Raw genomic sequence first — 25,175 nt, 5'->3', positions numbered from 1 at the left:
CGGGATGAGGGGATTGGCGGATGGGTAAGGGAGTGGGTTCGGTCATTGAACCCACTCGCCGGTTCGACCGTAACACCCTAGGTTCGTTCACTGAACCAAGAAGTCGAAAAGTGGCTACAGTGGGGCCATGGCTCTGGGCAAGGACTACGCGACGCAGGAGTGCTCGATCGCCCGCGCGCTCGAGGTCGTCGGCGAGCGCTGGACACTCCTCGTCATCCGCGACGCTCTCTACGGCGTACGGCGCTACAACGACTTCCTCGGTCACCTCGGCATCCCGCGCGCCGTCCTCGCGACCCGCCTCCAGACGCTCACCGCCGAGGGCATCCTCGAAAAGCGCCGCTACCAGGAGTCGCCGCCGCGCGACGAGTACGTCATCACCGACCGCGGCATCGCGCTCTGGCCCACCCTGCGCTCGCTCGGCCTGTGGGGCCGCGAGCACTTCAGTGAGACCCAGCTGCGTGTCTTCCGCCACGCGACCTGCGGCACGGAGCTCGGCCCGTACGGCGAATGCGCCGTCTGCGGAACCGTCGTACCCGTTCCGGACGTCGAAATGATGCCGGGCCCCGGACTCGATCCGGACCCGGCGGATCCGGTCAGCCGGGCACTGCTCAAGCCGAAGCGGCTGCTCGAACCGATCGAGGCGGATCCTGTATAACGGCAGGGCAGGCACGTATGTACGACCGCATGCGACCGCATACGAGTGACGAGGAGGGGAGTAGGCGATGATCCGTAGCTGGGCCAACATGCGCCCCGCCGCCGTGCTGCTGCTTCTGCTCCTCGAAGTCGCCCTCCTCGACACCGGCAGCCTCTCCGCCGCCGTCGCCGTGGCGTTCACCGCGACCGCCGCGGCCGGTTCCGCGCTCGCCGTCTGCGCCCTCATCGGCTCGCGCTGCGCGCCGGCCGTCCCCCGTACGCGGGTACGGACGGCCCTCCGCGACCGCGAGCACCGTACGGCGTTCCTGCCCCAACGCGATCCCGACGCATCGGGGCGTACGCGCCCCCGAGCCCCCGGGCGTGCCCTCCTGACGGCCGCCGCGTAGGGACTCTCCGGATCTCAGGATCTCCGCATCTCCGGATCTCCGTAAGTCCGTAGCTGGACCCCGCGTGGGGCCGTCATGCCGCATTCCGTAACCCGGCACGACGAGACCCCCGGAGGGCTCACCCATGTCCACGTTCATGTCTGCTTTCGCGAGCCTGGTCGAGCAGCTCGCCGATCTGCTCCAGCCCTTGTTCCATGCCTCGGCGGCGGCTGCCGCGATCGTCCTGTTCACCGCGCTCGTACGGCTGCTCGTGCATCCCCTGTCGCGGGCCTCGGCGCGCGGACAGCGCGCTCGGGCGGCGCTCCAGCCGCAGATCGCGGAGCTGCGCAAGAAGCACGGCAAGGACCGTGAGAAGTTCCAGAAGGCGCTGATGGAGCTGCACGCGGAGGAGAAGGTGTCGCCGCTGTCCGGATGTCTGCCCAGCCTGTTGCAGATGCCGGCCTTCTTTCTCCTCTACCACCTGTTCTCCAGCTCGACGATCGGCGGCGAGGCCAACGCCCTGCTCGGGCACAAGCTGTTCGCCGCACCGCTCGGCGGCCGGTGGGCGGACGCGCTCGGCGACGGCGGGGTCTTCGGGGCGCAGGGCCTCGTCTACCTCGCCCTCTTCGCGATCGTCGCGGCCGTCGCCGCCTTCAACTACCGGCGTACGAAGCGGATGATGGCGACGAGTGCTCCGGTGGCCGACGGTGAGCAGGTGCCCGGGCTCGCCTCGGTCAACAAGCTCATGCCGTTCATGTCCTTCTTCACGCTCTTCACCGTGGCGGTGGTGCCGCTGGCCGCCGCGCTGTACGTGGTGACGAGTACGACATGGAGCGCGGTGGAGCGGGCGGTGCTGTACCGGGACATGCCCGGCGCGGGGCCCGCGACGGCGGCCCTCGTCTGATCTCGGCTCCTGGCCGCCTCGGTTCCCTGACCCCGGCCCCTGACCCCGGCCGTTGGTTACGGTCCAGTCCGTGAACGGGGTATTGCGGACTGGACGCCGAAATTGGAGGATCGACCAGTCCTCCGATGGCTGCACCCGTCGGTCGACCGCCCGCGATCGAGGGAGATTGTGATCATGAAGCTGCTGCGAGTCGGTACGGCTGGGTCGGAGCGGCCCGCGCTGCTCGACGCCGAGGGGACCCTCCGGGATCTTTCGGGCATTGTCCCGGACATCGACGGGGCGCTGCTCGCCGACGACGCGGCGCTCGGCCGGATCCGTTCCGCCGCCGAGGCCGGTGAGCTGCCCGCGCTGGACGCGACCGGGCTGCGCGTCGGGCCGCCGCTCGCGCGCATCGGCAAGGTCGTGTGCATCGGGCTGAACTACCACGACCACGCCCGCGAGACCGGCGCCGAGCCGCCCGCCGAGCCGGTGATCTTCTTCAAGGCCGCGGACACGGTGGTCGGCCCGAACGACACCGTGCTCGTGCCGCGCGGCTCGGTGAAGACCGACTGGGAGGTGGAGCTGGCGGTCGTCATCGGCCGTACGGCCCGCTATCTGGAGTCGCACGAGGAGGCGCTCGCGCATGTCGCCGGGTACGCGGTGGCGCACGACGTCTCCGAGCGCGAGTTCCAGATCGAGCGCGGGGGCACGTGGGACAAGGGGAAGAACTGCGAGACGTTCAATCCGCTGGGGCCGTGGCTGGTGACGGCGGACGAGGTGCCGGATCCGCAGAACCTGTCGCTGCGGTTGTGGGTCAACGGTGAGCTGAAGCAGGACGGCACGACCGCAGAGCAGATCTTCCCGGTGGCCGAAGTCGTGCGGTACGTCAGCCAGTTCATGACCCTCTACCCCGGTGACGTCATCAACACGGGTACGCCGGCGGGGGTTGCCCTCGGGCAGCCCGAGCCGAAGCCGTTCCTGCGGGCGGGGGATGTCGTGGAGCTGGAGGTCGAGGGGCTCGGGCGTCAGCGCCAGCAGTTCAAGGACGCCTGAGCCCCCCCGACGTCAGATCAGGAGGTCGGCCAGCCTGCGCCATGCCTCCCGCTGCAATCCGTCCCTCGGGCCGCCGTCCACCACCTGGATCGCCACATGGTCCGCGCCCGCCTCGTGGAAGGCGTTGACGCGGTCGCGGATCCGGTCCTCGTCGCCCCATGCGTACAGCGCGTCGATCAGGCGGTCGCTGCCGCCGTCGGCCAGGTCGTCCTCGGTGAAGCCGAGGCGCAGGAAGCTGTTCGTGTAGTTGGGGAGGGAGAGGTACATGGCGAAAGCCTCGCGGGCCAGGGCGCGGGCGCGGGTCGGGTCGGTCTCCGGGACGACCTTGAACTCGGGGGCCAGCAGCGGGGCCTCGCCCAGGATCTCGCGGGCCTGGGCGGTGTGCTCGGGCGTGACCAGGTAGGGGATCGCGCCCGCCGCCCGGTCGGCGGAGAGTTGCAGCGTCTTCGGACCGAGGGCCGCCAGGGCCCGGCGCTCCGCGGGGACCCCGGCCGCGTCCAGCGCGTCGAGGTAGGCAACCAGGGCCGAGTACGGGCGGCGGTACTGGTCCGCGAGCTTGGCGTGGCTCACCCCGAGGCCGAGCACGAAGCGGCCGGGATGGGCCGCATCCACCTCGGCGAAGCCCGCCGCGCTCGCCTCGGCGTCGTACTGCCAGATGCTCTGGATGCTGGTGCCGACCGTGAGGCGCGAGGTGGCTTCCAGCAGGGGTACGGAGTGGTGGGCGGCGCTGCTGCCGCCCAACCAGACGGCTCCGTAGCCGAGCTGCTCCAGCTCGGCGGCGGCCTCGGCGATTTCGGCGCGCTTGGCGGGGTCCTCCGAGCGGAGCCCGACGCTCCAGATGCCGTAGCGGCCGACTGTTTCCTTCAGGGCGGTTGTCATCGTTCCGTTCCCTCCGGTGGGTGTCGTTCCATGATCGCTGTCTCGTACGACGATCCCAACCGGAGGGTTCCTCGAGTTAATCCCGCCGGTGCTGTTCGGCCAGGAATTGCTCCAGCGCCTCCACCACGAGGCGGTGGTCCTGGAGCTGGGGCAGGCCGGAGACCGTGACCGTGCCGATCACGCCGACGCCCTCGACGTTGATCGGGAACGAGCCGCCGTGTGCCGCGTACACGTCGGGGTCGAGACGCGAGGACTCCTCGAACGTCGTGCCCTTGGCGCGGAAGCGGGTGCCGACCAGGAGCGAGGAGCAGCCGTAGCGTTCGACGACGCGGCGCTTGCGGTCGATCCAGGCGTCGTTGTCCGGGGTCGAGCCGGGCAGCGCCGCGTGGAAGAGCTGCTGGCCGCCGCGGCGGATGTCGATGGCGACGGGGGCGTGACGGTCCCTGGCCATCTCGACGAGGCGTGTGCCAAGGGTCCAGGCGTCGTCGTACGTGAAGTGGGGGAGCGTCAAGCGACGCTCCTGCTCCTCGAGGTCGGGGATCTCCGGCGCGTTCACAGGGACACCACCACTCCCTCGCGGGCGGAGCGGCGGGCCGCCTCCAGGACGTCGAGGGCGGCCGCGGCCTCGTGCGCGGTGACCGGGTTGGGGGCTCCGTCGCGGAGGGCGGCGGCGACGGCCGCGTAGTACGCGGGGTACGCGCCGGGGAGCGTGGGTTCGGGTCGGCCGCCGCCGGTCAGCGGGGACTCCCCGGAGCCGACGCGGCCCCACAGGTGCTCGGGCTCGACACCCCACTCGGCGTCCGAGCCGGCGTCCGTACCGGGCCGCTTGCCGTCGCGGAGGTCCGCCTCCTGCGGGTCGAGGCCGTACTTCACGTAACCGGCCCGCGAGCCCAGGACGCGGAAGCGCGGGCCGAGTTGGGCGGTCGTCGCGGAGACGTAGAGGTGGGAGCGCACCCCGTTCGCGTGCGTGATCGCGATGAACGTGTCGTCGTCGGTCTGCGCGCCCGGGCGGCGGATGTCGGACTCGGCGTACACCGAGGTCGCGGGGCCGAAGAGGACGAGGGCCTGGTCGACGACATGGCTGCCGAGGTCGTAGAGGAGACCTCCGATCTCTGCCGGGTCGCCGGACTCGCGCCAGCCGCCCTTGGGCTGCGGGCGCCAGCGCTCGAAGCGGGAGTCGAAGCGCTGGACGTCGCCCAACTCGCCCTCGGCGAGCAGCTTGCGGACGGTCAGGAAGTCGTTGTCCCAGCGGCGGTTCTGGAAGACGGAGAGCAGGAGGCCGCGTTCGTCGGCCAGGGCGGCCAGCTCGCGGGCCTCCGCCGCCGTACCGGCGAGGGGCTTGTCGACGACGACCGGGAGGCCGGCCTTGAGGGCGGCCGTCGCGATCGGGACGTGGGTCTTGTTCGGGGACGCGATGACGATCAGGTCCAGCTCGTCGGCGCGCGCCCACAGCTCGTCGGGCGTGGCGGCGAACCGGAGGCCGCCACCGAACTCGGCGCGGGCCTGCTCCTGCCGCTCCGGGTTGGACGTGACGACCGTGTCGAGGGTCAGCCCCTCGGTCGCGGCGATCAGCGGGGCGTGGAAGACGGAGCCCGCGAGGCCGTAGCCGACGAGGCCCACGCGGAGGGGAGTACCAGTCATGCCTGTCATGGTCTCTACTTTCGCAACGCTGTTGCCAAAGTGCAAGCGCGGGGGACAATAGTGGCGTGAACAGGAGTGATGGGGAGTCGGGCGTGGGGGTGCCGGGAGCGGCGAGGGGGCCGGAGGCGCCTGGGGTGGTGGACGTGCCTGGGGTGGTGGACGTGCCTGGGGTGGTGGACGTGCCGGGGGTGCGTGGTGGCCGGGGCGGGGAGGCGGGGGTGAATCTGCTGAATCTGCGGAGTCACAACGCCGCGCTCGTGCTCGATCTGCTGCGCACGGCCGGGCCGGCCGGGATCAGCCGGCTCGAACTCGCCGAGCGGACCGGGCTGACCCCGCAGGCCGTCAGCAAGATCACCGCGCGGCTGCGGGCGGAGGGGCTGGCCGTGGAGGCGGGGCGCCGGGCGTCCACCGGTGGCAAGCCCCGTACGGTGCTGCGGCTGGTGCCCGAGGCCGGTCATGCGGTGGGGCTGCATCTCGACCGGGACGAGCTGACGGTGGTGCTCTGCGATCTCACGGGGGCCGTGGTGGCTGAGCGGCGGGCTTCGTTGGGGCTGGGGGCCGGGGCCGATGCGGTGGTCGAGGGGGCGGCCGGGGAGGTGGAGGCCCTGATCGCGGGGGTGTCCGTGCTGGGGGTGGGGGGTGCGCTGCATGGGCCTCTCGATCTGTGGGGGGTTCTGCATCCGGCTTACGCGAGTTCCGGAGTGGGACGGGTTTCCGTTTGGGGGATGTGCTGGTGGAGCTGTTGGGGGGTTGCCCGTGTTGGTGGTCGACCAGGGAACCAATGCGGCCGGCGTTGGGGATTGCCTTGGGGGGCGCCGGGGATGGCTGCCGGGCGTGGTGGCCGAGTCCTTCGGTATCTGATTAGGGTTCGGGGGGCTGGGGGTGGGTGGTGAATGGCTGGGGGTGTGCATCGGGGTGCCGTACGTGAGGACGGGGGCGTTCGGGCATCCGGTTCATTCCCAGTTGGGGGTGGCCAGGTGTGCGTGGTGGAACTATGTGGTGGGGCCCGGGGGTGCAATGGAGTGCTGTGTTGGAGGCGGTGGGGCGGGGGGATGTGGATGAGGATGCGCGGGAGTCGGGGTTGGTGCGGCGAATCTGGTGGGGTCTGTTGGACATTGACTCTTGTGTTGCTGGGCGGAGCCGTACGGTTGCGGGTCACCCGGATGGCGTATAGTGGGGGGGTTGTCCGGGCGGTGTTGGGGGAGCGGGCTCGGGGGAGGGGGTCGTCGGTCGGGGGTTCGGTGGGGTTGCTTCGGTGGGGCGGGGGGGTTGCGGAGGGGGCGGCTCAGTTGTTGTTGGCGCCGTTGTTCGGGCGGGGGGAGGGGTGAGGGGGTTCTTTCGCCCCCGCCGCCCCTACCCGTCCCATCCAAGGGGCTCCGCCCCTTCGACCCCGTGGGTTGTGTTCTGTCTGCGGGTGAGTGGGGGCCGTTCGCGCAGTTCCCCGCGCCCCTTTTAGCAGCCCCCAGGAACGGGAACCCCACCCCCAGCCACCGCCGAGCCGGTCCGCCGGGTGGGGGACTTTCGGGGTTGAACGGGGCGGGTGCCGGGCGTGGCGGACAGGTTGGGGTGTGGGGGCGTGGCAGCGTCACGGGAGTCGTTGCCTGGTAGCGACTGATGTTTTTGTCTGACGTTCCGATCCCGATTCCTGCCGCTCTCGATCGGCCAAAGGCCCCTCATGCGACTGCGTAACTCCCTCCTCCCGCTCGCCCTCCCCATCGTCCTGACCGCCGCCGCCCCCACCCACGCTCACCCGCTCATCCTCACGACCCCCCGCCCCGCCTGCGCCGCCCCCGACACCCGGGACTTCCCCATCAAGACCCGGATCCACGGGGGGCCGGCCGCCTACGACGTCGGTGGTGACTACCGGACGTGGTACATCGACCTCAGCAACACCACGGCGCACACCTGCGGCGGCATTCACCCGATCGTCGTGCTCGTGGACGGGAAGCGGGCGTTGCGGCCGGAGCAGGCGCGGCTGGAGTTCTACGAGGGGGAGCGGTCGCATCCGGTGACGTTCGAGAAGAGTGACGAGGCCGAGAACGTGGGGGTGTTCGACGACGGGTTCCCGGGGTTCACCGTGGGACCCGGGCGGACGCTCACCGTGAAGGTGCGCCTCTCCGTGACCTCCGACGCGACCGCACCGAACGACGTCGTCGCCAACGCGGCGGTCGTGCAGCGCCACAACGACGACGGCGACTGGGTGGGGGAGTCGAACGACTACCGGTTCCGTATCGAAGGCGAGGAGGAGGGCGAGGGCGGCGGCGGTGATGGTGACGGCGGTGATGGTGACGGCGGTGATGGTGACGGCAGCGGCGTACACGACGGGGCGGCACCGTCCGCCGACGAGCTCCCCCAGACCGGACCGGGCGCACCGCACGAGCTCGGCGTGGCGGCCGGCCTCGTGCTGTTCGTCGTGGGAACGACCCTGTTCGCCGTAACCCGCCGGGCACGCCTTCGTCGCCGCTGACACCGGCAGCCCGGCACCTGGAACTCGCGGAGGCAAGCCCGTCTGCGACGATCCCCCCGTGAACTACCCGGACTACCCGAACGACCAGGCCCCCGGCGCCCCCGTCCGCTCCGGCATCCCGGAGCACGGCCGTATCCCGAAGTACTACGCGGTGAAGGCGCACATCGCCCTGCTGATCGAGGAGTTGGGCGAAGGGGGGCTCCTGCCCACCGAGCGTGATCTCGCCGAGAAGTGCGAAGTCGCCCGCGAGACCGTGCGGCAGGCGTTGCGCGAGCTGCTGCTGGAGGGGAAGCTGCGGCGGCAGGGGCGCGGGACGGTCGTCGCCGGGCCGAAGCTGGAGCAGCCGCTCTCCCTCGCCAGCTACACCGAGGGCGTACGGCGGCAGGGGCGTACCCCCGGTCGTACGCTCATCTCGCTCGACCGCTTCCCCTGCCCCGAGGCCCTCGCCGCCGAGGCCGGGCTCACGCGCGGCGAACCCGTCTGGCACATGGAGCGTGTCCTGCTCGCGGACGACGAGCGGGTCGGGCTGGAGAGCACCTATGTCGCCGTGGCCCGCGTGCCCGGCCTCGACCGCGACTTCGACCCCGACTCCTCCTTCTACGCCTACCTCCACGAGCGGCTCGGCATCGCGTTCGGCGACGCGGATGAGCGGATCGAGACCGTGCTGGCCACCCCGCGCGAGGCGCTGCTCATCGGTACGCCGCCCGCGTTGCCGATGCTGCTGATCCACCGGGTCTCGCGGGACACGGAGGGGCGGCCGCTGGAGCGGGTGCGGACGCTGTACCGGGGGGATCGCTTCTCGTTCACCGCTCACCTTCAAGGCTGACAGCGGGTTCAAGGCTGACAGCGGGCGGGCTTCGGCTCGCCCTCTTTTATAACCAACAGATAACGGGTCTAGCCCAAACGTGATGAGCGGTTCACCATCTGGTTGCTGGCCGGACCCTTTCGATTCCCCCGTCCCCAGGAGCGTTGCCGTCGTGAGAGTGATAGTCGTCGGAGCCGGTGTCGTGGGCACCCTGCATGCCTGGCATGCGGTGGAGCGCGGCCATGAGGTCGTACAGATCGAGCGTGAGGCGGAGGCCCGCGGGGCCTCGCTGCGCAACTTCGGACAGATCTGGGTGAGTGGTCGCGCCGGAGGAGAGGAGCTCGAAACCGCCCTGCGGGCACGGGAGTTGTGGGAGGAGATCGGGGCGCGCGTGCCCGGGCTCGGGTTCCGGGCCAACGGGTCGCTGACACCCGTGCGCAATGACCTCGAACTCGCCGTCGCCGAGGCCGCCCTGGCCCGTCCGGACGCCGCGGCCCGTGGCTACAAGCTGCTCACGGCCGACGAGGCGCGTGCGGTGAACCCGGCACTGCGGGGAGCGTTCGACGCCGCCCTGTACTGCGAGCGCGACGCGGCCGTCGAGCCGCGCACCGCCCAACTCGCCCTACGGAAACACCTGTTGATGTCCCCGAACTACACCTTTCTGCCGGGGCGCGAGGTCCGTGACGTCGTCGGTGAGCGAGCGGTTCGCGACGATCACGGGGAGGTGCATGACGGGGACGCCGTCGTGCTGTGCACGGGGGCCTGGCTCGGCGGCCTCGTACGGGAACTGGCGGGGCCCGGGCTGCCCGTGCGGCGCGTACGGCTGCAGATGATGCAGACCGATCCGCTGGGCGAGCCGCTCACGACATCCGTCGCCGACGCGGACAGTTTCCGCTACTACCCCGCGTACCGAAGCCCCGCCCTCGACGAACTCGACGCGCGCCGGCCCCAGTCCGCGACCGCCGCCGCGCACCGGATGCAGCTGCTCATGGTGCAGCGCGCGGACGGCGGGCTGACCATCGGCGACACCCACGAGTACGAGCACCCCTTCGCCTTCGACACCCTCGAAGACCCCTACGACCACCTCGCCGAGGTCGTCGAGTCCTTCCTCGGGCGGCCGCTGCCGAAGATCCGGCGCCGCTGGGCCGGGGTGTACGCGCAGTGCACGGACCCGAGCCGGGTCGTGCACCGGCAGCGGGTGCGCGACGGGGTGTGGCTGGTCACCGGGCCCGGCGGGCGCGGTATGACCTGCTCGCCCGCCCTGGCCGAGACGACCGCCGACGAGCTGGGATGGTGACCGAATTGACCTCGAACGACATACGGGATTCGACCGCGGACGACATACGAGAACCGGCCCCGAACGTCATACGGGAATCGGTCGCGAACGACATACGCCTCGTCGTGCTCGACATGGCCGGCACCACCGTCGCCGACGGCGGGCTCGTCGAGCAGGCGTTCGCCGCGGCCGCCGGGGAGCTGGGCGTCGAGCCCGGGTCCGTCGATCACGCCGAGAAACTGGCGTACGTCCGGGCCACCATGGGCGAGTCCAAGATCTCCGTCTTCCGGCAGCTGTTCGGGGCGGAGGACCTCGCCCGGCGGGCCAACTCCGCCTTCGAGAGGGCGTACGGGGAACTCGTCGACGGCGGGCGGATCGCGCCGATCGCCGGGGCGCGCGAGGCGGTCGAGGAGCTCGCGGAGGCCGGGCGGACGGTCGTGCTCACCACCGGGTTCGCCCGGGTCACCCAGGACGCCATCCTCGATGCCCTGGGCTGGCGGGAGCTGGTGCCGCTCACGCTGTGCCCGGCCGACGCGGGGGGCCGGGGGCGCCCGTACCCCGACATGGTGCTGGAGGCGTTCCTGCGGACCCGGGCCGCGGAGGGCGTACGACAGGTCGCCGTCGTGGGGGACACCTCGTACGACATGCTCAGCGGCGTACGCGCCGGGGCGGGTGTGGTGGCCGGGGTGCTCACCGGGGCACACGGAGACGCGGCGCTGCGCGCGGCGGGCGCCATGCGCGTGCTCGGGTCGGTCGCCGAACTGCCCGCTCTCCTCAAGGGGGTTGAGTGATGGACGGCGGTATTCGCTTCGACCGGGTGTCCGTCGCGTACGGCGGGACCACCGTCCTCGACTCGCTCGACCTCACCGTCGAGCCCGGCGAGGTCATGGCGCTGCTCGGGCCCTCCGGATCCGGGAAGACGACCGCGCTGCGTGCCGTCGCCGGGTTCGTACGGCCCGTCTCCGGGCGGGTGTTCCTCGGCGGACGGGACGTCACCGACGAGCCGCCGTACCGGCGTGGGGTCGGGATGGTGGTGCAGCAGTACGCCCTCTTCCCGCACATGCGGGTCGAGGACAACGTGGCCTTCGGTCTGAAGGCGCGAAGGGGGCGCGAGGCCGTGCCCCGGCGGGAGATCCCCGGGCGGGTCGCCTCGGCGCTGGAGATGACCGGGATGGCGGAGTACGCCCGGCGGTATCCGCGCGAGCTGTCCGGCGGGCAGCAGCAACGCGTCGCCATCGCAAGGGCGTTGGCCGTACGGCCCGGGGTGCTGCTCCTCGACGAGCCGCTGTCCGCGCTGGACGCGCAGCTGCGGTCCGGGATGCTGGCCGAACTCTCCCGGCTGCACCGGGAGTTGCCCGACGTGTCGATCCTCTACGTCACCCATGACCAGGTCGAGGCGCTCACTCTGGCCGATCGGATCGCCGTGATGGACCGGGCGCGGCTGGAGGACTGCGGGACGCCTCGGGAGCTGTATCGCAGTCCTCGTACGGAGTTCACGGCGTCGTTCGTGGGGAACGCCAATCTGTTGCCTGTGACCGTGGGGTCGGGAGCCGTCGCGTTCGGCGGGGCCGAGTTCACGGTCGATACGGGGGAGGTGGGGGCGGGGGTGTCGGCGACCTTGTGTGTACGGCCGCACCTCGTGGGGCTCGGGCCCGGGCCCAACCAGGTCGTCGGGACCGTGCGGGAGGTGCAGTGGCGGGGGGCCACGCATCGGCTGTACGTGGAGGTGGAGGGGCGGCGGGTGATGGCTGACCTTCGTGAGCTGCGCGAACCTCCGGCTCACGGGGACTCGGTGACTCTGCATTTCGCGCCCGAGGACGGAGTGTTGCTGGCTTCCGGGGTGGGCCATGGATAGGTCCATCGCCCTGCGGAACGATGGCCCACAGAGATACCTCTGGGCCCTGCCCCCTGTCCTCGCCCTCTCCCTCCTCTTCCTCTACCCCCTCCTCCTCGTCCTCCAGCAGTCCCTCCACCCGGACGCTGGAGGCACCTCTCTCCAGCCGTACGCCGACGTCTTCGCCTCTCCGGCCTTTCGGGAGGCACTCTGGACGACCGTCTGGATCGCGGTCGTCGCCACCGTCGGATGTCTCGTCCTCGGGTTTCTCCTCGCACTGGTCATCGCGTTTGTGCCGTTCCCGGGAGCCAGGGCCGTCGCGAGGTTCATCGACGTCTTTCTTTCGTTCCCGTCGTTCCTCATCACGCTCGCGCTGCTCTTCATCTACGGCACCGTCGGAATGGCGAACGGGCTGTGGACGGAGGTGACCGGAGCGGGCGACGGGCCCTTTCAGTTCCTGACCACGCCCTGGGGAGTGCTGCTCGCCGAGGTCACGTACTTCACGCCCTTCGTGATGCGGCCGCTGCTCGCCGCGTTCTCGCAGGTCGACACGGCGCAGGTGGAGGTGGCGGCCAGTCTCGGGGCGCGGCCCGGGCGCATTGTGCGGCGGGTGATCCTGCCCGAGGCGCTGCCCGCGCTCGCGGCCGGCGGCAGCCTCGTACTCGTTCTCTGTCTGAACGAGTTCGGGATCGTGCTGTTCACCGGGGCCAAGGGGGTCACGACGCTGCCGATGCTCGTCTACAGCAAGGCGATCCTGGAGTCGGACTATCCGGGCGCGTGTGTCGTCGCCGTCGTCAATGTCCTGCTGTCCGTGGGGCTTTACGGGGTGTACCGGGTGGTGAGCCGTCGTGCTGGTGCATAGCCGGGGCGGGAAGTGGGCGACCTGGGCGGTTTTCTTCCTCCTCTTCCTCCCCCTCTTCGCCCTTCCCCTTCTTGTCGTCCTCGCCGCCTCGTTCGCCACCCACTGGTCGAGCGTCTTCCCGTCCGGGTTCACGACCCGGCACTACGCCGCCGCCACCCGCGGTGAGTCCCTCCAGGCCCTCACCACCAGCCTGGTCACGGCGGTCACCGCGAGTCTGCTCGCGCTCGCGGCCGGGACCTGGGCCGCCCTCGCGGCGCACGCGCTGCCGAGGCGGGCCCGGCGGGTGCTCGACGCGCTGTTCGTGCTGCCCGTCGCCGTGCCCTCGGTGGTCGTCGGGCTCGCGGTCCTCGTCGCGTTCTCCAAGCCGCCGATGCTGCTCAACGGCACCCGGTGGATCGTCGTCCTCGCGCACGCCGTCCTGGTCACGGCGTTCGCGTACCAGTCGGTCACGGCCGCCCTCGTGCGGCTCGACCCGGCGTACGAACAGGCCGCCGCATCGCTCGGCGCCCGGCCCTGGTACGTGCTGTGGCGGGTGCGGCTGCCCCTGCTGCTGCCCTCGCTGACCGCCGCCGCGGGACTCTGCTTCGCCCTGTCCATGGGTGAGTTGAGCGCCACGATGATGCTCTACCCGCCGGACTGGACCCCGCTGCCCGTGCGCATCTACGCCGCCACGGACCGCGGCGCCCTCTTCGCCGGCTCCGCCCTCGCGGTCGTCCTCATGACCGCCACGCTCCTGGTCCTGTTCGCCGTCTCCCGCGTCCGGACCAGAGCGACCTACCGCTGACCTTCCAGACCTTCCTGGCCCATCAACTCACCCCATCCCGCAAGGAGTTCACCTCGCCATGCCCAGAAACGCCCACCTCAGGCCGATCCCCCCGCTCGCCGCCGTCCTCGGCAGCCTCGTCCTCGCCGCCACCCTCACCGCCTGCGGCGGCGACTCCGGCGCCTCCGACGCGAAGGTCGTCACCGTGTACAGCGCGGACGGACTCAAGGGCGAGAACGGCGACGGCTGGTACGACCAGGTCTTCAAGGACTTCGAGAAGGAGACCGGGATCAAGGTCAAGTACGTGGAGGGGGGTTCGGGGGAGATGGTGCAGCGGGCCGTCCGGGAGAAAAGCAACCCGCAGGCCGACGTCCTCGTGACCCTTCCGCCGTTCATCCAGCAGGCCGACGGCAAGGGGCTGCTGGCGACGTACGCGCCCAAGGGCTCCGACCAGGTCGACGGCGCCGGCAAGGCGGCCGACGCCACCTGGACCTCCGTCGTCGACAACTACTTCGGGTTCGTCTACAACACCAAGGAACTCAAGCAGCCGCCCACCACCTGGGAGGAGCTGCTCGACGCGAAGTACCGGAACAAGCTCCAGTACTCCACCCCGGGTGTCGCCGGTGACGGAACCGCCGTGCTCATCAAGGCGATCCACGACTTCGGCGGCAAGGAGCCGGCGCTGGCCTACCTGAAGAAGCTCCAGGCCAACAACGTCGGCCCGTCCGCCTCCACCGGCAAGCTCGCGCCCAAGGTGGACAAGGGCGAACTCCTCGTGGCGAACGGCGACGTCCAGATGAACTACGCCCAGTCCAAGACCATGCCGAACCTGGGCCTGTGGTTCCCCGCGCACCAGGGCGGGAAGCCCACCACGTTCGCCCTCCCGTACGCCGCCGGGCTTGTCACCAAGGCCCCGCACACGGCCAACGGCAAGAAGCTCCTCGACTTCATGCTGACCGCCAGGGCCCAGCGGCAGGTCAGCGAGATCGGCGGCGGCTTCTCCTCCCGCAAGGACGTCGAGGCCACCGACGCGAACGCCGTCGCCCTCACCAAGCTGATGGACGGCGTGGAGATCTTCGCACCGGACTGGACCGAGATCGACAAGAACCTGCAGAGTGACGTCGAAGACTGGAAAACCGCGACCGGCAGCTGACTGAGCACGATCGCTAGGCTGGGATTCCGCAGCCCGGCGTGAGTCACCCAGCCCAGCGTGAGTCACACAGCACGGCGTACGTCAGGAGATCGGCACATGTCAGAGCGCAAGCCCATCGAATCGTGGCTCACCGACATGGACGGTGTACTCATCCACGAGGGTGTGCCGATCCCCGGCGCCGATGCCTTCATCAAGAAGCTGCGGGAATCCGGGAAGCCGTTCCTGGTGCTCACCAACAACTCGATCTACACCGCCCGCGACCTGCACGCCAGGCTCCAGCGCATGGGCCTGGACGTGCCGGTCGAGAACATCTGGACCTCCGCCCTGGCCACCGCCAAGTTCCTGGAGGACCAGCGCCCGGGCGGCACGGCGTACGTCATCGGCGAGGCGGGTCTGACGACGGCGCTGCACGACATCGGGTACGTCCTCACCGACCACGACCCCGACTACGTCGTCCTCGGCGAGACCCGCACGTACTCCTTCGAGGCCATGACCAAGGCGGTCCGGCTGATCAAGGGCGGCGCCCGTTTCATCGCCACCAACCCCGACGAGACCGGCCCGTCCACCGAGGGCCCGCTGCCCGCCACCGGCGCGGTCGCCGCGCTGATCACCAAGGCGACCGGCAAGCAGCCGTACTTCGCGGGCAAGCCGAACCCGCTGATGATGCGGACCGGTCTGAACGCCATCGGGGCGCACTCCGAGACCAGCGCGATGATCGGCGACCGCATGGACACCGACGTGCTGGCCGGGCTGGAGGCCGGGATGACGACGTTCCTGGTGCTCACAGGCCTGACCACGCCCGCCGAGATCGAGCAGTACCCGTACCGGCCGTCGAAGATCGTGGACTCGATCGCGGACCTGGTCGAGCGCATCTAGTCCAAACCATTCAGAACCCGTACGGAGCAGTCGCGCCCCTCTGGAGATGCGGTGCGCCGCCCCGAGGAGGAGTCTCCAGGTATCTGGAGGTTCACGATGCGCTCAATGCGACTCACACTCTGTGCCGGGGCGGTGGTCGCGGCCGCGTTCACGCCCGTCGCGTACGCGGCCGAACTCCCGGGCGACTCGGCGGGCGGCGTCTCCGTGATGCCCGCGTCCCCCGCCCCCGGCGGCGACATCCAAGTGCGGGCGTCGGGCTGCACGGGCCGGACGGCCACCGCGTCGTCGGCCGCGTTCGTCGCGGACGCGCAGCTCACGGGCCAGGGCGGTGATGCGCTCGTCGGCGATACGCGGGTGCCCACCTCGCTCACGCCCGGCACGTACGACATCAAGGTCAGCTGCGACGGCGGCGACGGCAGGGTCACGGGCACGGTCACCGTCGGGCAGCAGGGCGGTCCGGGTGCGTCCGTGCCCGCGTCGCCGGTCGCGCCCGTGCACGCGGGCGGCGGCGGCACCGCGCACCTCGCCTCCGTCGACGCCCGGGCGACCGGACCCGGCACCAGGCAGGCGGTGATCGGCCTCGTCCTCGCGAGCGTCGCCGCCGTCGCCGTGGCGGTGCGCAGTGCGCGCCGGGGCCGCGACAGCCGCGACTGACGAGTCCGCCATGTCTGAACGGGAAGAACGGGAACGTTCCTCCGGCACCGGGCGGCTGCTCACCGGTGTCGCCTGGGCGGTGCTGCTGCTCGGGCTGTGGCTGTGGGGCCGCGAGCTGACGGACGTACGGCAGGGGATATCGGCGCCGACGACAGGGGACATCGCGGCCGTCGGACGGCCGCCGGAGGTCCGGCTGCCACCCGCGCTGAAACCGCTCGGGAACGCGCGCCCGCAGCGCATCGACATCCCGTCGATGGGGGTGCAGGCGCCCGTCGTGGCCCGCGGGCTCGACGCGCAGGGGGCGATCGATCCGCCGCCGTTCGACCAGCCGGGAGTCGTCGGCTGGTACGCGAGCGGGGCGAAGCCGGGGGCGGCCGGGACCGCGCTGTTCGTGGGGCACGTCGACACCGAGACCCGGCCCGCGGTCTTCTACAAGCTCAGCGCGGTACGGCCCGGCGAGACGGTCCGGGTGATCCGCGACGACGGGACGGTCGCCGAGTTCACCGTGGACGACGTCCAGGTATTCCCACGCGATCACTTCGACGCCCAACAGGCATACGGCGTACGGCAGTCGGGGCGGGCCGAGCTGCGGCTCATCACCTGCGGCGGCACGTTCGACCGGGCCAGCCGCAGCTACACGGCGAACGTGATCGTGTCGGCGTACCTCACGGGAAGCGGACTGTGAGCCGTAGCGGGGAGCGGATGACGATCCGTCGGTGGAGAGTGAGCTGAGCCGTACCTGGCCCGGTCGACGGCCCGCTCCCCCGGAAACCGCCGACCGGGCTGGTCCTCGACCGCGCGCGCACGGGCTGCGGGAGTAACCCGGCGACCGGCACGGGAGGCAGGTGGGAGCCGTCCGCGGGGGTGGGCGGACGGCGCAACTGGCCAGGAACTGGGGGCCATTTGAGGCAACTGTAGAACGGATGAGCGTTTTGGCCTAGAGGTTGTTTGACGCCAAGTCGACAGCCGGTGGCTCTGTGTCATTCGCGCAGGTGGAGGGGGTCTTCACCAGGGTCGCGGCGGCCCGTCGCCCAGATCGTCCCGGTCCACCGAGCCGTCGATCACCGCCGTCGCGACCTCGTCCAGCGGCAGCCGGTGCCGGCGGGCGTACTGGCGCAGCGCCAGGAACGCCTGGTCGACCCCCGTGTTCCAGCGCTCGGCGAGCATGCCCTTCGCCTGTTCGATGCGTACGCGGCTGGAGAGGGCGCCCTGTAACTGGCCCGTCAGGGTGCGGTATTGCGCGTACACCCGGTGGTTCTGCAGTCCGACGGCCGCCGCGTCGGCGAGGACCTGGGCCAGCAGCACGCCGCCGTCCTCCTCGGGTGGTGCGCCGTGCTCGGGGAGGGCGGGCACGAAGACGTTGAGCGCGCCGAGCAGGGTCTCGCGGCGGCGCAGGGGGACCGCGAAGGTCGCGGCGATGTCGTGGCGCAGCGCCCGCTCCGTGAAGTCGGGCCAGCGGGACGCGGCATGGGCGACGCTGATCGAGACGGGTGGCACGGGCCGCCCCGTGCCGTAACTGTCGCGGCAGGGACCGCGGTGGTGCTGGACGGCCAACAGGTCGAGGGCGACGTCCTGTTGGCGGCTGCTCACCCCGAGCGACACCGCCTCGCCGCCGTCGATCAGCATGATCCCGGCGGCCCGCGCGTCCAGGATCTCCACGCAGTGGTCGGACAGGCGTTGCAGATACTGCGCGGTGTCGAACCCGTCGGACAGGGTGTCCCCGGCCTCCAGCAGGGCCGACGCCAGCAGTATTTCCCGGCTGCCGTGGTGCATGTCCCGTACCCCGATTCCGTTGTCCCCCGTCCTCCCCTCGCTCAGCCGCGCCTACCCGGGGGGCCAGGGCTGTAACAGCTCTCCGACAAGCGTCGGGCGATCTCGTGGGCGACGCGACACGTATGTCAGGATTGAGACTTAGGACGGTGCACCCAAGGGGGAGTTGGATGTACGGCAGCAGGAGGGCCGGGGCACGGGCGTCCGTAGCGGTGGCGGGGGCGGCACTGCTGCTCGCGGGGTGTTTCTCCTCCGGGGGCGACAGCGACAAGGGCGACGGATCCGGTTCCAAGGTCACACAACAGCCCAAGAATTCGGACCCGTTCTGGGTCAACCCGGACGGGAACGCGGCCGAGCAGGTCGCCACCTATGTGAAAGCGGGCAAGACGGACGACGCCGAGCAGATCCGCAAGATCGCCGAGCAGCCGACCGGCGAGTGGATCGGCCCGGAGAACCCTGAACAGGAGGCGCGCGGCTTCACCGAGGCCGCCGAGAAGGCCGACCGCGCCGCGATCCTGGTCCTCTACAACATCCCGCACCGCGACTGCGGCCAGTTCTCGCAAGGTGGCGCCGCCGACGGCAACGCCTACCGGGCCTGGATCGACGGGGTCGCCCGGGGCATCGAGGACCGCCCCGCCACGGTGATCCTCGAACCGGACGCGATCCTGCACCTGGTCAACCAGTGCACTCCGGCCGAGTACCAGGAGGAGCGCTACTTCCTCCTCAAGAGCGCCATCGCCAAGCTCAAGTCCCTGAAGAACACGAAGGTCTACCTGGACGCCGGCAACGCGGGCTGGGGCCATCCCGACCAGATCTTCCAGCCGCTCCAGCTGGCGGGCATCGACCAGGCCGACGGCTTCGCCGTCAACGTCTCCAACTTCTACTCGACCCAGGACTCCATCGCGTACGGCAAGCAGCTGTCCGCCAAGGTGGGCAACAAACACTTCGTCATCGACACCAGCCGCAACGGCAACGGCCCCTACACGGCCGGCAAGGCCGACGAGAACTGGTGCAACCCGCCCGGCCGATCCCTGGGCGAGACCCCCACGACCAAGACCGCCGACCCCCTCGTGGACGCCTACCTCTGGGTCAAGCGGCCAGGGGAGTCGGACGGCACCTGCAAGGGCGGCCCGAAGGCGGGCCAGTGGTGGGCGGACTACGCGCTGAAGCTGGCCAAGGCTTCCAAGTAGAAGAGCAGCAACCCCACGCCCCTTTTTTAGGGGCGCGGGGAACTGCGCGACCAGCCACAAACAACCCGCAGCCGAAAACGAACCCGCGGAAGCGCTACGGCACCTTGACCCACTGCGCCTTACTAGGCGTCCCCTGGTCATCAGTCACGAACAACATGTACCAACCGGACTCCACAAGATTCCGGTTCTTCGGCACGGTCACCGTGATCCCGTCCTTCGTCTTCTTGAAGTCCAGCGCGATGGACCGCTGATCCACGTCGGTGACATGCGTCGACGCACTCGGCCGGATCAGCCGGGCCGTCTTGATGGACGACGCGTGCTGCGAGGTGAACGTCGCAGACCCCCCGCGGGCAATCGTCTTCGGCCCGCCCGACAGCGACGGCCGCGAATCCCGGTACAGATACGGCGGCGTATAAATCTCGATGCGCTGCTCGAACGTCGCGGGCTTGGTGTTGGCCTTGTCCGCGTAGAGCGAGTTGGAGCCGAAGAACATCACGCGGCCGTCGGGCAGCAGGATCGAGCCCGAGTGGTAGTTGCGGCCGACGAGCGGGTCCGCGACCCGGTCGAAGGTGTTCGACGTGGGGTTGTAGATCCGCGCCTGGAGGATGTTGGAGTCGCCGCGCCCCCGGTAGTCCTCGGAGCCGCCGGACACCAGGACGGTGTCGTCGGGCAGGATCGAGGACTGCGGATAGCGGGTGCCCTTGTCCAGTTCGGGCCCGTCCACGAACTTCGGGTTCTTGTCCTTGAGGTCGATGAGCCGGGTCTTCTTGCTGGACAGCGCGGACTCGCCGACCCCGCCACCGCCGATCACCATGTACTTCTCGTCCTGCGCGGGCGGCAGCAGCACCGTGCCGGACGTCTCCATCATGTTCGGGTCGCTCAGGCCCTTGAGCTTGGTGAACTTGTTGGTCGCCACGTCCCAGATGCCGGGGTCACGGCCGACGTCGTCCGGTCCGTAGCCCGCGTTCGAGCCCGAGTAGAACATCTCGCCGTTCTGCATCAGGCTGATCGCCGGGTAGGTCGGGAACTGCCGGATGCCCTTGGTGTACGTCCACTTCTTGGTCTTCGGGTCGAAGACCTCGTTCTTGCCCGGGACCAGCTGGCCGATCTCGTCCAGGCCGGAGAGACTGAGGACCTTGCCGTCCGACAGGGTGGTGAGCGTCGGGTACCAGCGAGCCTCGTTCATCGGGTCGACCTTGATGTACTTCTCGGCGACCGGATCGAACTCGTAGGCGTCCCGGATCCCCTGGAAGTCCTTCTTGTCCAGGGCGAGCTTCTGCGCGATGCCGTACGTGTTGCGGGCGTCGGCGCCGGTCAGACCCTGGACCCGGTAGTTGTCCTGGGTGCCCGTCTCGTGCTTCTGGCCGCTCTTCTGCGCCTCTACGTAGATACGGCCGAGGCCCGGGTCGTTGCGCAGGAACGTGCCGGTCGCCTTGTCGAAGACCTTCTTGGCGCGCGGGACGAGCACCGGGTCCTTGGAGACGAACGTCTTGCCGTTCTTCTTGCCGGTGAACTTGGTGCCGGCGGGCAGCGTGATCGGCTTGTCGGGGTTCTCGTTGTGGACGACCATCAGGCCGCCGGCCTTGGTGACGTCACCCTTCAGCGTCTCGTACCGCTTGGTGCCGCCCGCGATCAGCAGATTGCCGTTGGCGAGCTGCGTGTGGCCCGTGCAGAACAGGTCGGCCGGCGTCGGGATCTTCTTGATGGTGCCCTTGACCGGGTCCCAGATCCGTGTGTCGAACTTCTTCGCGTCGAAGTTGTCCTGGTTGTTGCCCGAGCCCGCGATCAGCAGGATCTTGCCGGTGTGCAGCAGGGCCGCGTGAATGGTGTTCAGGCGGTATTCCTCGGGGAACTGAACGATGTCCCAGTGACCGTTGGCGGCTTTGTACTCCGGCTTGTTGATCGTGTACTGGTGGTATTTGTCCGTTCCGAAGCGATACAGCCACGGCCCGTTCATCCCGGCCAGGGCGAGCACCACCACCCCGGTTATCGCGAGGCGGCGGGCACGGCGGCGACGGGCACCGTCTTTCATTTCTTATGTCCCCCAAGGGAAATCTGCATGGTCTGGTCGTTGCCGCCCTGCGCCGCGGCCCAACTGGGCTTGTGCTGCGGGGCATGGGGGGCGTGCTGCTCCTGCTGCGGCACAGAGGACTGTGCGGGCAGGTGCACCGGCTCCTCGGGTGGCACCGGCGGCTTCTTCCGCTCCTGACGCATGGCCCAGCGCCAGGCGAAGATCGGCGACGCGGTGATCAGCAGGGCGAAGGAGGCCCAGGTGAGCATCGCGGGGTGGGAGTGCCCGAGGAGGACGCCGGCGGCGATCGAGCCGGCGAAGACCAGAATGAAGAACAGATGGATCCGGAAGGTCCCGAACAGTGTGTCGGGGCTGGCCGAATCGCCCTTGGGGGTCACCACGAACTTGCTCTTGCGGCGCAGCACGGCGTCCATCAGGGACCGGGCGTAGATGGGCGCGGACAGCGCCGACATCACCATGCCGGCCACACCGCCCGAACCCTCCGGCTCGTGCGGCGAGACGTTGTGCCGGCGGTTCCAGATGTACAGGCCGATCTGCAGCGCGGACGCGTTGCCGTAGAGCATCAGCCAGACCGTCGGGTCGATGTTCACGCCGGAGGCGCCCAGGCCCAGGAACAGCGCGCAACTCAGGGCCGCGAGGATCCAGTTGAGGGCCGACATCGGGTAGAAGATGATCATCATCGTGTAGTTGAAGAGCTTGCCCGGAGGCATCGAGAAGAAGCCCTTCCAGTACTGCTTGAGGATCGTCTCGTACGTACCTCTGGACCAGCGCAGCTGCTGGGTGAAGAAGTCCGTCCAGGCGTTCGGCCCCTCACCGACGGCGAGGACGTCCGGCGTGTAGACCGACCTCCACTTCTTGCCGGTCGCCGGGTTCTTGGCGCGGTGGATCTCGAAGCCGGTCGCCATGTCCTCGGTGATCGAGTCGTACAGACCGCCGATCTGCTTCAGCGCCTTGATGCGTACGGCGTTGGAGGTGCCCACGAACATCGGGGAGCCGTAGAAGTTGCCGGCCCGCTGGATCAGGGCGTGGAAGAGGAACTGCTGCGATTCGGCGGCCTTGGTGATGAACGAGTCGTAATTGCCGTACACCTGGGGGCCGATGACGAAGCCGACGTTCGGGTCGCGGAAGAAGCCGAGCATCCGCTCCAGGTAGTTGGGCAGCGGTACGTGGTCGGTGTCGACCGAGGCGAAGTAGTCGTAGTCGTCGCCGTGCGCTTCCAGCCAGGCGTTGTAGTTGCCGTGCTTGGTCTTCGCGCGGTGCGGGCCCTTGGCCTGGTTCCACTTGGCGACGCCCTTGCGGGAGAAGTGGTGCACGCCCAGGCGCGCGCAGACCTCCTTCACCTCCGGGTCGTCGCCCTCGTCGAGGAGCCAGACGTGCAGAAGGCCCCGGTGGCGCAGCTTGACGGCCGCCTCCAGGGTCTTCGTCACCATGGCGAGGGGCTCCTTGCCGGGCACGAAAGAGGTGAGGAAGGCGACTCTGGTGCCGGTTTCGGGCACCACCGGGACCGGGTCGCGGGCGACCAGGGTGGCGTGCGCGTTCGACAGCACGTTCATGCAGCGGAAGAACTCGATCAGACCGATCGACACCAGCATCACGATGTCGAGTGCCGGCAGGAAGTCGTAGGCGGGATAGTCGCGTTGGGTCCAGTGGTCCGGCTGGAGCAGCCAGCCGAGCAGGATCAGTGAGAGCAGTGGCGCGGCGCCCAGCATGAGCGCGGCCCTTATGCGGTGCGGCTCCTGCGACAGCAGTGAGCGGTACTGGACCCGGTACGGCTTGTTCGGGTCGGGCTGCGTGAGGGGTCCCGCGAGCCGGCTGTAGTGCTCGTAGTCGTATTTCGGCAGGCTCTTCTTGATCCTGCGGAATCCGCCGGTCCGGTGCGATGGCACACGGAGCTGGGTCGTCTCGGACGGGTCGAAGTTCTGCCGGGCGCCCGTCGGCGTCGACGTCATGAGTCATCCCCCCGCACGCACCGTCAGGCGCGTGTTCGTCGGTCCTTGTCGCCCGCTCGGGTCCCCCTCGACCGTCCCGGACGCATCACTGGCAGGCCAGCGTCACCACATCTTCCACACCGTATAGACATGGAACGACGACCTTCCGGTTGCATGATGCCCCCCTCGGCATCGATTCATGATCGGGGCCCCCAACCCCCCATGGTCACAACCGGCCACGCCCCCAACTGTCAGGTATCGACAGTCCCTTGAAGCCCAGGGTTCTACGCCGTTCATCATGATCGCAAGATGCGAAACGCGGTGTTAACCGGTCATACGCGCTAATTGGGACGCGTGTACGAGCCTGGGGTCGACGCCCGGGCGGGGAGAGCGGGCCGGTGCGCCCCCATGACGAAGGGCCCCTCGCTGCTGCGAGAGGCCCTTCGGTCGGTGCGCCGCCAGGGACTCGAACCCCGGACCCGCTGATTAAGAGTCAGCTGCTCTAACCAACTGAGCTAGCGGCGCCTGCTGACCCGAGAACTCTACCCGACCGGGAGGGGTGCTCCGGACCACGGGGAGGGGTTCCGGGCCAGGTCGCAGGGGCCCCGTACATCATTCGGACCGTCAACATGCGACACCGGAGGACAGTTGAGAAACTGACGACTGTGCAGAACCGCGGAGATTTTACCCTGGAGTGTGAGGGGAATCGCATGGAGACTCCGGTATTCGAGGAATTCGATCCCGCGAGCGACTGCGACTGCCCCGGATGTGTTCACTGGCGCCGTGTCATGCCCCATTCCTCGAATACCGGGCTGGTGGGCCATCCGGCCGCCTGCAAGGCCGTCGTCCTCGCCGCGGCGGCGGGCACCGTCCTCGGAATCGGCCAGCCGACGCCGGCGGTCGCGGCCGCGCACGGACCCGCCCGGCCGGGCATCCCCGCAGGTGACGAGCCCGACACCCCGCAAGGCAGCAAGGCCCCGCTGCACGGCCCCGAGGGCAGGCCGCCGGCGAAACCCGGGAAGCCGTCGACCGTCACCAAGGCGCCCGTCACCACCCGGGCCGCGATCATCAACCGGGCCAAGCAGTGGGTCGCCGCACAGGTGCCGTACAGCATGTACGCCTACTGGTCGGACGGCTACCGGCAGGACTGCTCCGGCTTCGTCTCGATGGCCTGGAACCTGCCGGGAAACGAATGGACGGGCAGTCTCGGCGGCTACGGCGTGCGGATTTCCCGCGATCAGCTCCAGCCCGGCGACATTCTTCTCTTCCACAATCCGGCGGACCCGCAGAAAGGCTCGCACGTCGTCCTTTTCGGCGGCTGGACGGACTACACGCACACCTATTACCTCGCGTACGAGCAGACCCGCCCGCACGCCCGGAAACAGGCCACCCCGTACGGCTACTGGAGCAACTCGGACCGCTATCTGCCGTACCGCTACAAGGGGCTGGACAACGGCGCGAGCGGCGCGGTCGCGTCCTCGTCGGACACCAAGGTCACCCGCTACCCGGGGCATGCGTACTTCGGCTACGGCGCCAACAACGCCTATGTCACCCAGCTGGGCCGGCTGCTCGTGCAGCGGGGAGGGGGCCGCTTCTACACCTCGGGCCCGGGGCCGCGCTGGTCGGGCGCGGACCGGCGGGCCACCCAGGCGTTCCAGCGGGCGCAGGGCTGGACCGGGGCGGACGCGGACGGGCTGCCGGGGCCCGAGACGTGGTCGTACCTGGTGGGGAACAAGGGCAAGGACATCCCGGCGCCGTTCGAGGCCGGACACCCCGGTCCGCAGCCGTCCGTCCCCTCCTCGGATCCCTCCTCGGATCCCTCCTCGCACGGGGTGCCCGGCTATCCGGGGCGCGCGATGTTCCGGCCGGGGGCGCACAACCCGTATGTCACCCAGCTGGGAAAGCAGCTGGTCAAGAAGGGGTTCGGCAAGTACTACACAGCGGCGCCCGGGCCGCGCTGGGGCGAGGCGGACCGGCGCAACGTCGAGGCGTTCCAGCGGTCCCAGGGCTGGCGCGGCGGCGCGGCGGACGGTTTCCCGGGGCCCGAGACCTGGCGGCGGCTCTTCTCCTGAACCAGCCGGTCAGCACAC

The 25,175-nt window shown here is 69.8% G+C and carries 24 protein-coding genes and 1 tRNA gene; 18 read left to right on the top strand and 7 right to left on the bottom strand.

The features are described from left to right. Positions 1-127 precede the first annotated feature (127 nt). From AB5J50_RS19535 to AB5J50_RS19520, 4 genes are all read left to right on the top strand, one after another. Positions 128-655, top strand: coding sequence for a winged helix-turn-helix transcriptional regulator (locus AB5J50_RS19535; RefSeq protein ID WP_369259744.1), 528 nt, complete (start codon positions 128-130; stop codon positions 653-655). A 67-nt stretch (positions 656-722) separates the two neighbouring features. Then, complete coding sequence (locus AB5J50_RS19530; protein ID WP_327428994.1) at positions 723-1,040, top strand: DUF6412 domain-containing protein; 318 nt, start codon at positions 723-725, stop codon at positions 1,038-1,040. Positions 1,041-1,164: 124 nt separating this feature from the next. Then, entirely contained in the window at positions 1,165-1,923 is a 759-nt protein-coding gene (locus AB5J50_RS19525; protein WP_369259742.1) for a YidC/Oxa1 family membrane protein insertase, read from the top strand. 174 nt (positions 1,924-2,097) lie between these two features. Next, positions 2,098-2,955 (top strand): fumarylacetoacetate hydrolase family protein, encoded by an 858-nt coding sequence (locus tag AB5J50_RS19520; protein ID WP_330304844.1) that lies wholly within the window; start codon positions 2,098-2,100, stop codon positions 2,953-2,955. A gap of 12 nt (positions 2,956-2,967) precedes the next feature. Here the strand turns inward: AB5J50_RS19520 and AB5J50_RS19515 are convergent, their stop codons facing one another. From AB5J50_RS19515 to AB5J50_RS19505, 3 genes are all read right to left on the bottom strand, one after another. Next, on the bottom strand, positions 2,968-3,834 hold the full coding sequence (locus AB5J50_RS19515; RefSeq protein ID WP_369259740.1) for an LLM class F420-dependent oxidoreductase: 867 nt from the start codon (positions 3,832-3,834) through the stop codon (positions 2,968-2,970). 76 nt (positions 3,835-3,910) lie between these two features. Continuing rightward, positions 3,911-4,390 carry a heme-degrading domain-containing protein gene (locus AB5J50_RS19510; RefSeq protein WP_369259738.1) on the bottom strand — a complete coding sequence of 160 codons (480 nt, stop codon included), beginning with the start codon at positions 4,388-4,390 and terminating at the stop codon, positions 3,911-3,913. Next, positions 4,387-5,484: a Gfo/Idh/MocA family oxidoreductase gene (locus AB5J50_RS19505; RefSeq protein WP_369259736.1), complete on the bottom strand. Its 1,098-nt coding sequence runs from the start codon at positions 5,482-5,484 to the stop codon at positions 4,387-4,389. Before AB5J50_RS19505 ends, AB5J50_RS19510 begins: the two co-directional genes overlap by 4 nt. A 209-nt stretch (positions 5,485-5,693) precedes the next feature. Here AB5J50_RS19505 and AB5J50_RS19500 point away from each other — a divergent pair, with 209 nt between their 5' ends. From AB5J50_RS19500 to AB5J50_RS19445, 12 genes are all read left to right on the top strand, one after another. Continuing rightward, entirely contained in the window at positions 5,694-6,368 is a 675-nt protein-coding gene (locus AB5J50_RS19500; protein ID WP_369259734.1) for a winged helix-turn-helix transcriptional regulator, read from the top strand. A gap of 782 nt (positions 6,369-7,150) precedes the next feature. Beyond that, positions 7,151-7,942 (top strand): LPXTG cell wall anchor domain-containing protein, encoded by a 792-nt coding sequence (locus AB5J50_RS19495; protein ID WP_369259732.1) that lies wholly within the window; start codon positions 7,151-7,153, stop codon positions 7,940-7,942. A gap of 58 nt (positions 7,943-8,000) precedes the next feature. Continuing rightward, on the top strand, positions 8,001-8,768 hold the full coding sequence (locus AB5J50_RS19490; protein WP_369259730.1) for a GntR family transcriptional regulator: 768 nt from the start codon (positions 8,001-8,003) through the stop codon (positions 8,766-8,768). Positions 8,769-8,919: 151 nt separating this feature from the next. Then, on the top strand, positions 8,920-10,044 hold the full coding sequence (locus tag AB5J50_RS19485) for a TIGR03364 family FAD-dependent oxidoreductase (RefSeq protein ID WP_369259728.1): 1,125 nt from the start codon (positions 8,920-8,922) through the stop codon (positions 10,042-10,044). After that, positions 10,038-10,814, top strand: coding sequence for an HAD family hydrolase (locus AB5J50_RS19480; RefSeq protein ID WP_369259726.1), 777 nt, complete (start codon positions 10,038-10,040; stop codon positions 10,812-10,814). The genes AB5J50_RS19485 and AB5J50_RS19480 overlap by 7 nt, the downstream gene beginning before the upstream one ends. Further along, complete coding sequence (locus tag AB5J50_RS19475) at positions 10,814-11,878, top strand: ABC transporter ATP-binding protein (RefSeq protein WP_369259724.1); 1,065 nt, start codon at positions 10,814-10,816, stop codon at positions 11,876-11,878. The genes AB5J50_RS19480 and AB5J50_RS19475 overlap by 1 nt, the downstream gene beginning before the upstream one ends. Next, positions 11,871-12,719 carry a 2-aminoethylphosphonate ABC transporter permease subunit gene (locus AB5J50_RS19470; RefSeq protein ID WP_369259722.1) on the top strand — a complete coding sequence of 283 codons (849 nt, stop codon included), beginning with the start codon at positions 11,871-11,873 and terminating at the stop codon, positions 12,717-12,719. The genes AB5J50_RS19475 and AB5J50_RS19470 overlap by 8 nt, the downstream gene beginning before the upstream one ends. Next, positions 12,706-13,503 (top strand): ABC transporter permease, encoded by a 798-nt coding sequence (locus AB5J50_RS19465; RefSeq protein ID WP_369259720.1) that lies wholly within the window; start codon positions 12,706-12,708, stop codon positions 13,501-13,503. The genes AB5J50_RS19470 and AB5J50_RS19465 overlap by 14 nt, the downstream gene beginning before the upstream one ends. Before the next feature lie 58 nt (positions 13,504-13,561). Continuing rightward, the gene (locus AB5J50_RS19460; protein WP_369259718.1) at positions 13,562-14,635 is read left to right on the top strand and encodes a 2-aminoethylphosphonate ABC transporter substrate-binding protein; all 1,074 of its coding nucleotides are present in this window, start codon (positions 13,562-13,564) and stop codon (positions 14,633-14,635) included. A gap of 96 nt (positions 14,636-14,731) precedes the next feature. Next, the gene (locus AB5J50_RS19455; RefSeq protein WP_327428981.1) at positions 14,732-15,511 is read left to right on the top strand and encodes an HAD-IIA family hydrolase; all 780 of its coding nucleotides are present in this window, start codon (positions 14,732-14,734) and stop codon (positions 15,509-15,511) included. Positions 15,512-15,607: 96 nt separating this feature from the next. Further along, a complete protein-coding gene (locus tag AB5J50_RS19450) occupies positions 15,608-16,165 on the top strand; it encodes a hypothetical protein (RefSeq protein WP_369259716.1) in 558 nt (185 codons plus the stop codon). A 10-nt stretch (positions 16,166-16,175) separates the two neighbouring features. Then, a complete protein-coding gene (locus AB5J50_RS19445) occupies positions 16,176-16,850 on the top strand; it encodes a class F sortase (RefSeq protein ID WP_369259714.1) in 675 nt (224 codons plus the stop codon). Between the two features lie 320 nt (positions 16,851-17,170). On the opposite strand, the gene AB5J50_RS19440 is transcribed toward AB5J50_RS19445, so the two are convergent. Next, positions 17,171-17,938, bottom strand: a complete 768-nt coding sequence (locus AB5J50_RS19440; protein WP_369259712.1) for an ANTAR domain-containing protein — start codon at positions 17,936-17,938, stop codon at positions 17,171-17,173. Positions 17,939-18,105: 167 nt separating this feature from the next. Between AB5J50_RS19440 and AB5J50_RS19435 the strand changes: the two genes are divergently transcribed. After that, entirely contained in the window at positions 18,106-19,125 is a 1,020-nt protein-coding gene (locus AB5J50_RS19435) for a glycoside hydrolase family 6 protein (protein WP_369259710.1), read from the top strand. Between the two features lie 94 nt (positions 19,126-19,219). On the opposite strand, the gene AB5J50_RS19430 is transcribed toward AB5J50_RS19435, so the two are convergent. The 3 genes from AB5J50_RS19430 to AB5J50_RS19420 form a co-directional block, all read right to left on the bottom strand. Beyond that, positions 19,220-21,157 (bottom strand): galactose oxidase-like domain-containing protein, encoded by a 1,938-nt coding sequence (locus tag AB5J50_RS19430; protein WP_369259708.1) that lies wholly within the window; start codon positions 21,155-21,157, stop codon positions 19,220-19,222. After that, the gene (locus tag AB5J50_RS19425) at positions 21,154-23,106 is read right to left on the bottom strand and encodes a glycosyltransferase family 2 protein (RefSeq protein WP_327428975.1); all 1,953 of its coding nucleotides are present in this window, start codon (positions 23,104-23,106) and stop codon (positions 21,154-21,156) included. The genes AB5J50_RS19430 and AB5J50_RS19425 overlap by 4 nt, the downstream gene beginning before the upstream one ends. A gap of 430 nt (positions 23,107-23,536) precedes the next feature. Further along, positions 23,537-23,610: transfer RNA gene (locus tag AB5J50_RS19420), tRNA-Lys, on the bottom strand. A gap of 185 nt (positions 23,611-23,795) precedes the next feature. On the opposite strand from AB5J50_RS19420, the gene AB5J50_RS19415 reads away from it, so the two are divergent. Beyond that, the gene (locus tag AB5J50_RS19415) at positions 23,796-25,157 is read left to right on the top strand and encodes a peptidoglycan-binding protein (protein ID WP_369259705.1); all 1,362 of its coding nucleotides are present in this window, start codon (positions 23,796-23,798) and stop codon (positions 25,155-25,157) included. Positions 25,158-25,175 lie beyond the last annotated feature (18 nt).

It is taken from the genome of Streptomyces sp. R35 (assembly GCF_041053035.1).
In the GTDB taxonomy this organism is placed as follows: Bacteria; Actinomycetota; Actinomycetes; order Streptomycetales; family Streptomycetaceae; genus Streptomyces; species Streptomyces lutosisoli.
Note: the sequence above shows the minus strand (reverse complement) of the source record. Positions and strands in the feature narration are given on the sequence as shown.

Bases quoted from the DNA above. Each gene is read 5' to 3' on its own strand.
- AB5J50_RS19535 (WP_369259744.1), top strand. From the start codon at position 128: ATGGCTCTGGGCAAGGACTACGCGACGCAGGAGTGCTCGATCGCCCGC.
- AB5J50_RS19530 (WP_327428994.1), top strand. From the start codon at position 723: ATGATCCGTAGCTGGGCCAACATGCGCCCCGCCGCCGTGCTGCTGCTT.
- AB5J50_RS19525 (WP_369259742.1), top strand. From the start codon at position 1,165: ATGTCCACGTTCATGTCTGCTTTCGCGAGCCTGGTCGAGCAGCTCGCC.
- AB5J50_RS19520 (WP_330304844.1), top strand. From the start codon at position 2,098: ATGAAGCTGCTGCGAGTCGGTACGGCTGGGTCGGAGCGGCCCGCGCTG.
- AB5J50_RS19515 (WP_369259740.1), bottom strand. From the start codon at position 3,834: ATGACAACCGCCCTGAAGGAAACAGTCGGCCGCTACGGCATCTGGAGC.
- AB5J50_RS19505 (WP_369259736.1), bottom strand. From the start codon at position 5,484: ATGACAGGCATGACTGGTACTCCCCTCCGCGTGGGCCTCGTCGGCTAC.
- AB5J50_RS19495 (WP_369259732.1), top strand. From the start codon at position 7,151: ATGCGACTGCGTAACTCCCTCCTCCCGCTCGCCCTCCCCATCGTCCTG.
- AB5J50_RS19480 (WP_369259726.1), top strand. From the start codon at position 10,038: ATGGTGACCGAATTGACCTCGAACGACATACGGGATTCGACCGCGGAC.
- AB5J50_RS19475 (WP_369259724.1), top strand. From the start codon at position 10,814: ATGGACGGCGGTATTCGCTTCGACCGGGTGTCCGTCGCGTACGGCGGG.
- AB5J50_RS19470 (WP_369259722.1), top strand. From the start codon at position 11,871: ATGGATAGGTCCATCGCCCTGCGGAACGATGGCCCACAGAGATACCTC.
- AB5J50_RS19460 (WP_369259718.1), top strand. From the start codon at position 13,562: ATGCCCAGAAACGCCCACCTCAGGCCGATCCCCCCGCTCGCCGCCGTC.
- AB5J50_RS19455 (WP_327428981.1), top strand. From the start codon at position 14,732: ATGTCAGAGCGCAAGCCCATCGAATCGTGGCTCACCGACATGGACGGT.
- AB5J50_RS19450 (WP_369259716.1), top strand. From the start codon at position 15,608: ATGCGCTCAATGCGACTCACACTCTGTGCCGGGGCGGTGGTCGCGGCC.
- AB5J50_RS19445 (WP_369259714.1), top strand. From the start codon at position 16,176: ATGTCTGAACGGGAAGAACGGGAACGTTCCTCCGGCACCGGGCGGCTG.
- AB5J50_RS19440 (WP_369259712.1), bottom strand. From the start codon at position 17,938: ATGCACCACGGCAGCCGGGAAATACTGCTGGCGTCGGCCCTGCTGGAG.
- AB5J50_RS19435 (WP_369259710.1), top strand. From the start codon at position 18,106: ATGTACGGCAGCAGGAGGGCCGGGGCACGGGCGTCCGTAGCGGTGGCG.
- AB5J50_RS19430 (WP_369259708.1), bottom strand. From the start codon at position 21,157: ATGAAAGACGGTGCCCGTCGCCGCCGTGCCCGCCGCCTCGCGATAACC.
- AB5J50_RS19425 (WP_327428975.1), bottom strand. From the start codon at position 23,106: ATGACGTCGACGCCGACGGGCGCCCGGCAGAACTTCGACCCGTCCGAG.
- AB5J50_RS19415 (WP_369259705.1), top strand. From the start codon at position 23,796: ATGGAGACTCCGGTATTCGAGGAATTCGATCCCGCGAGCGACTGCGAC.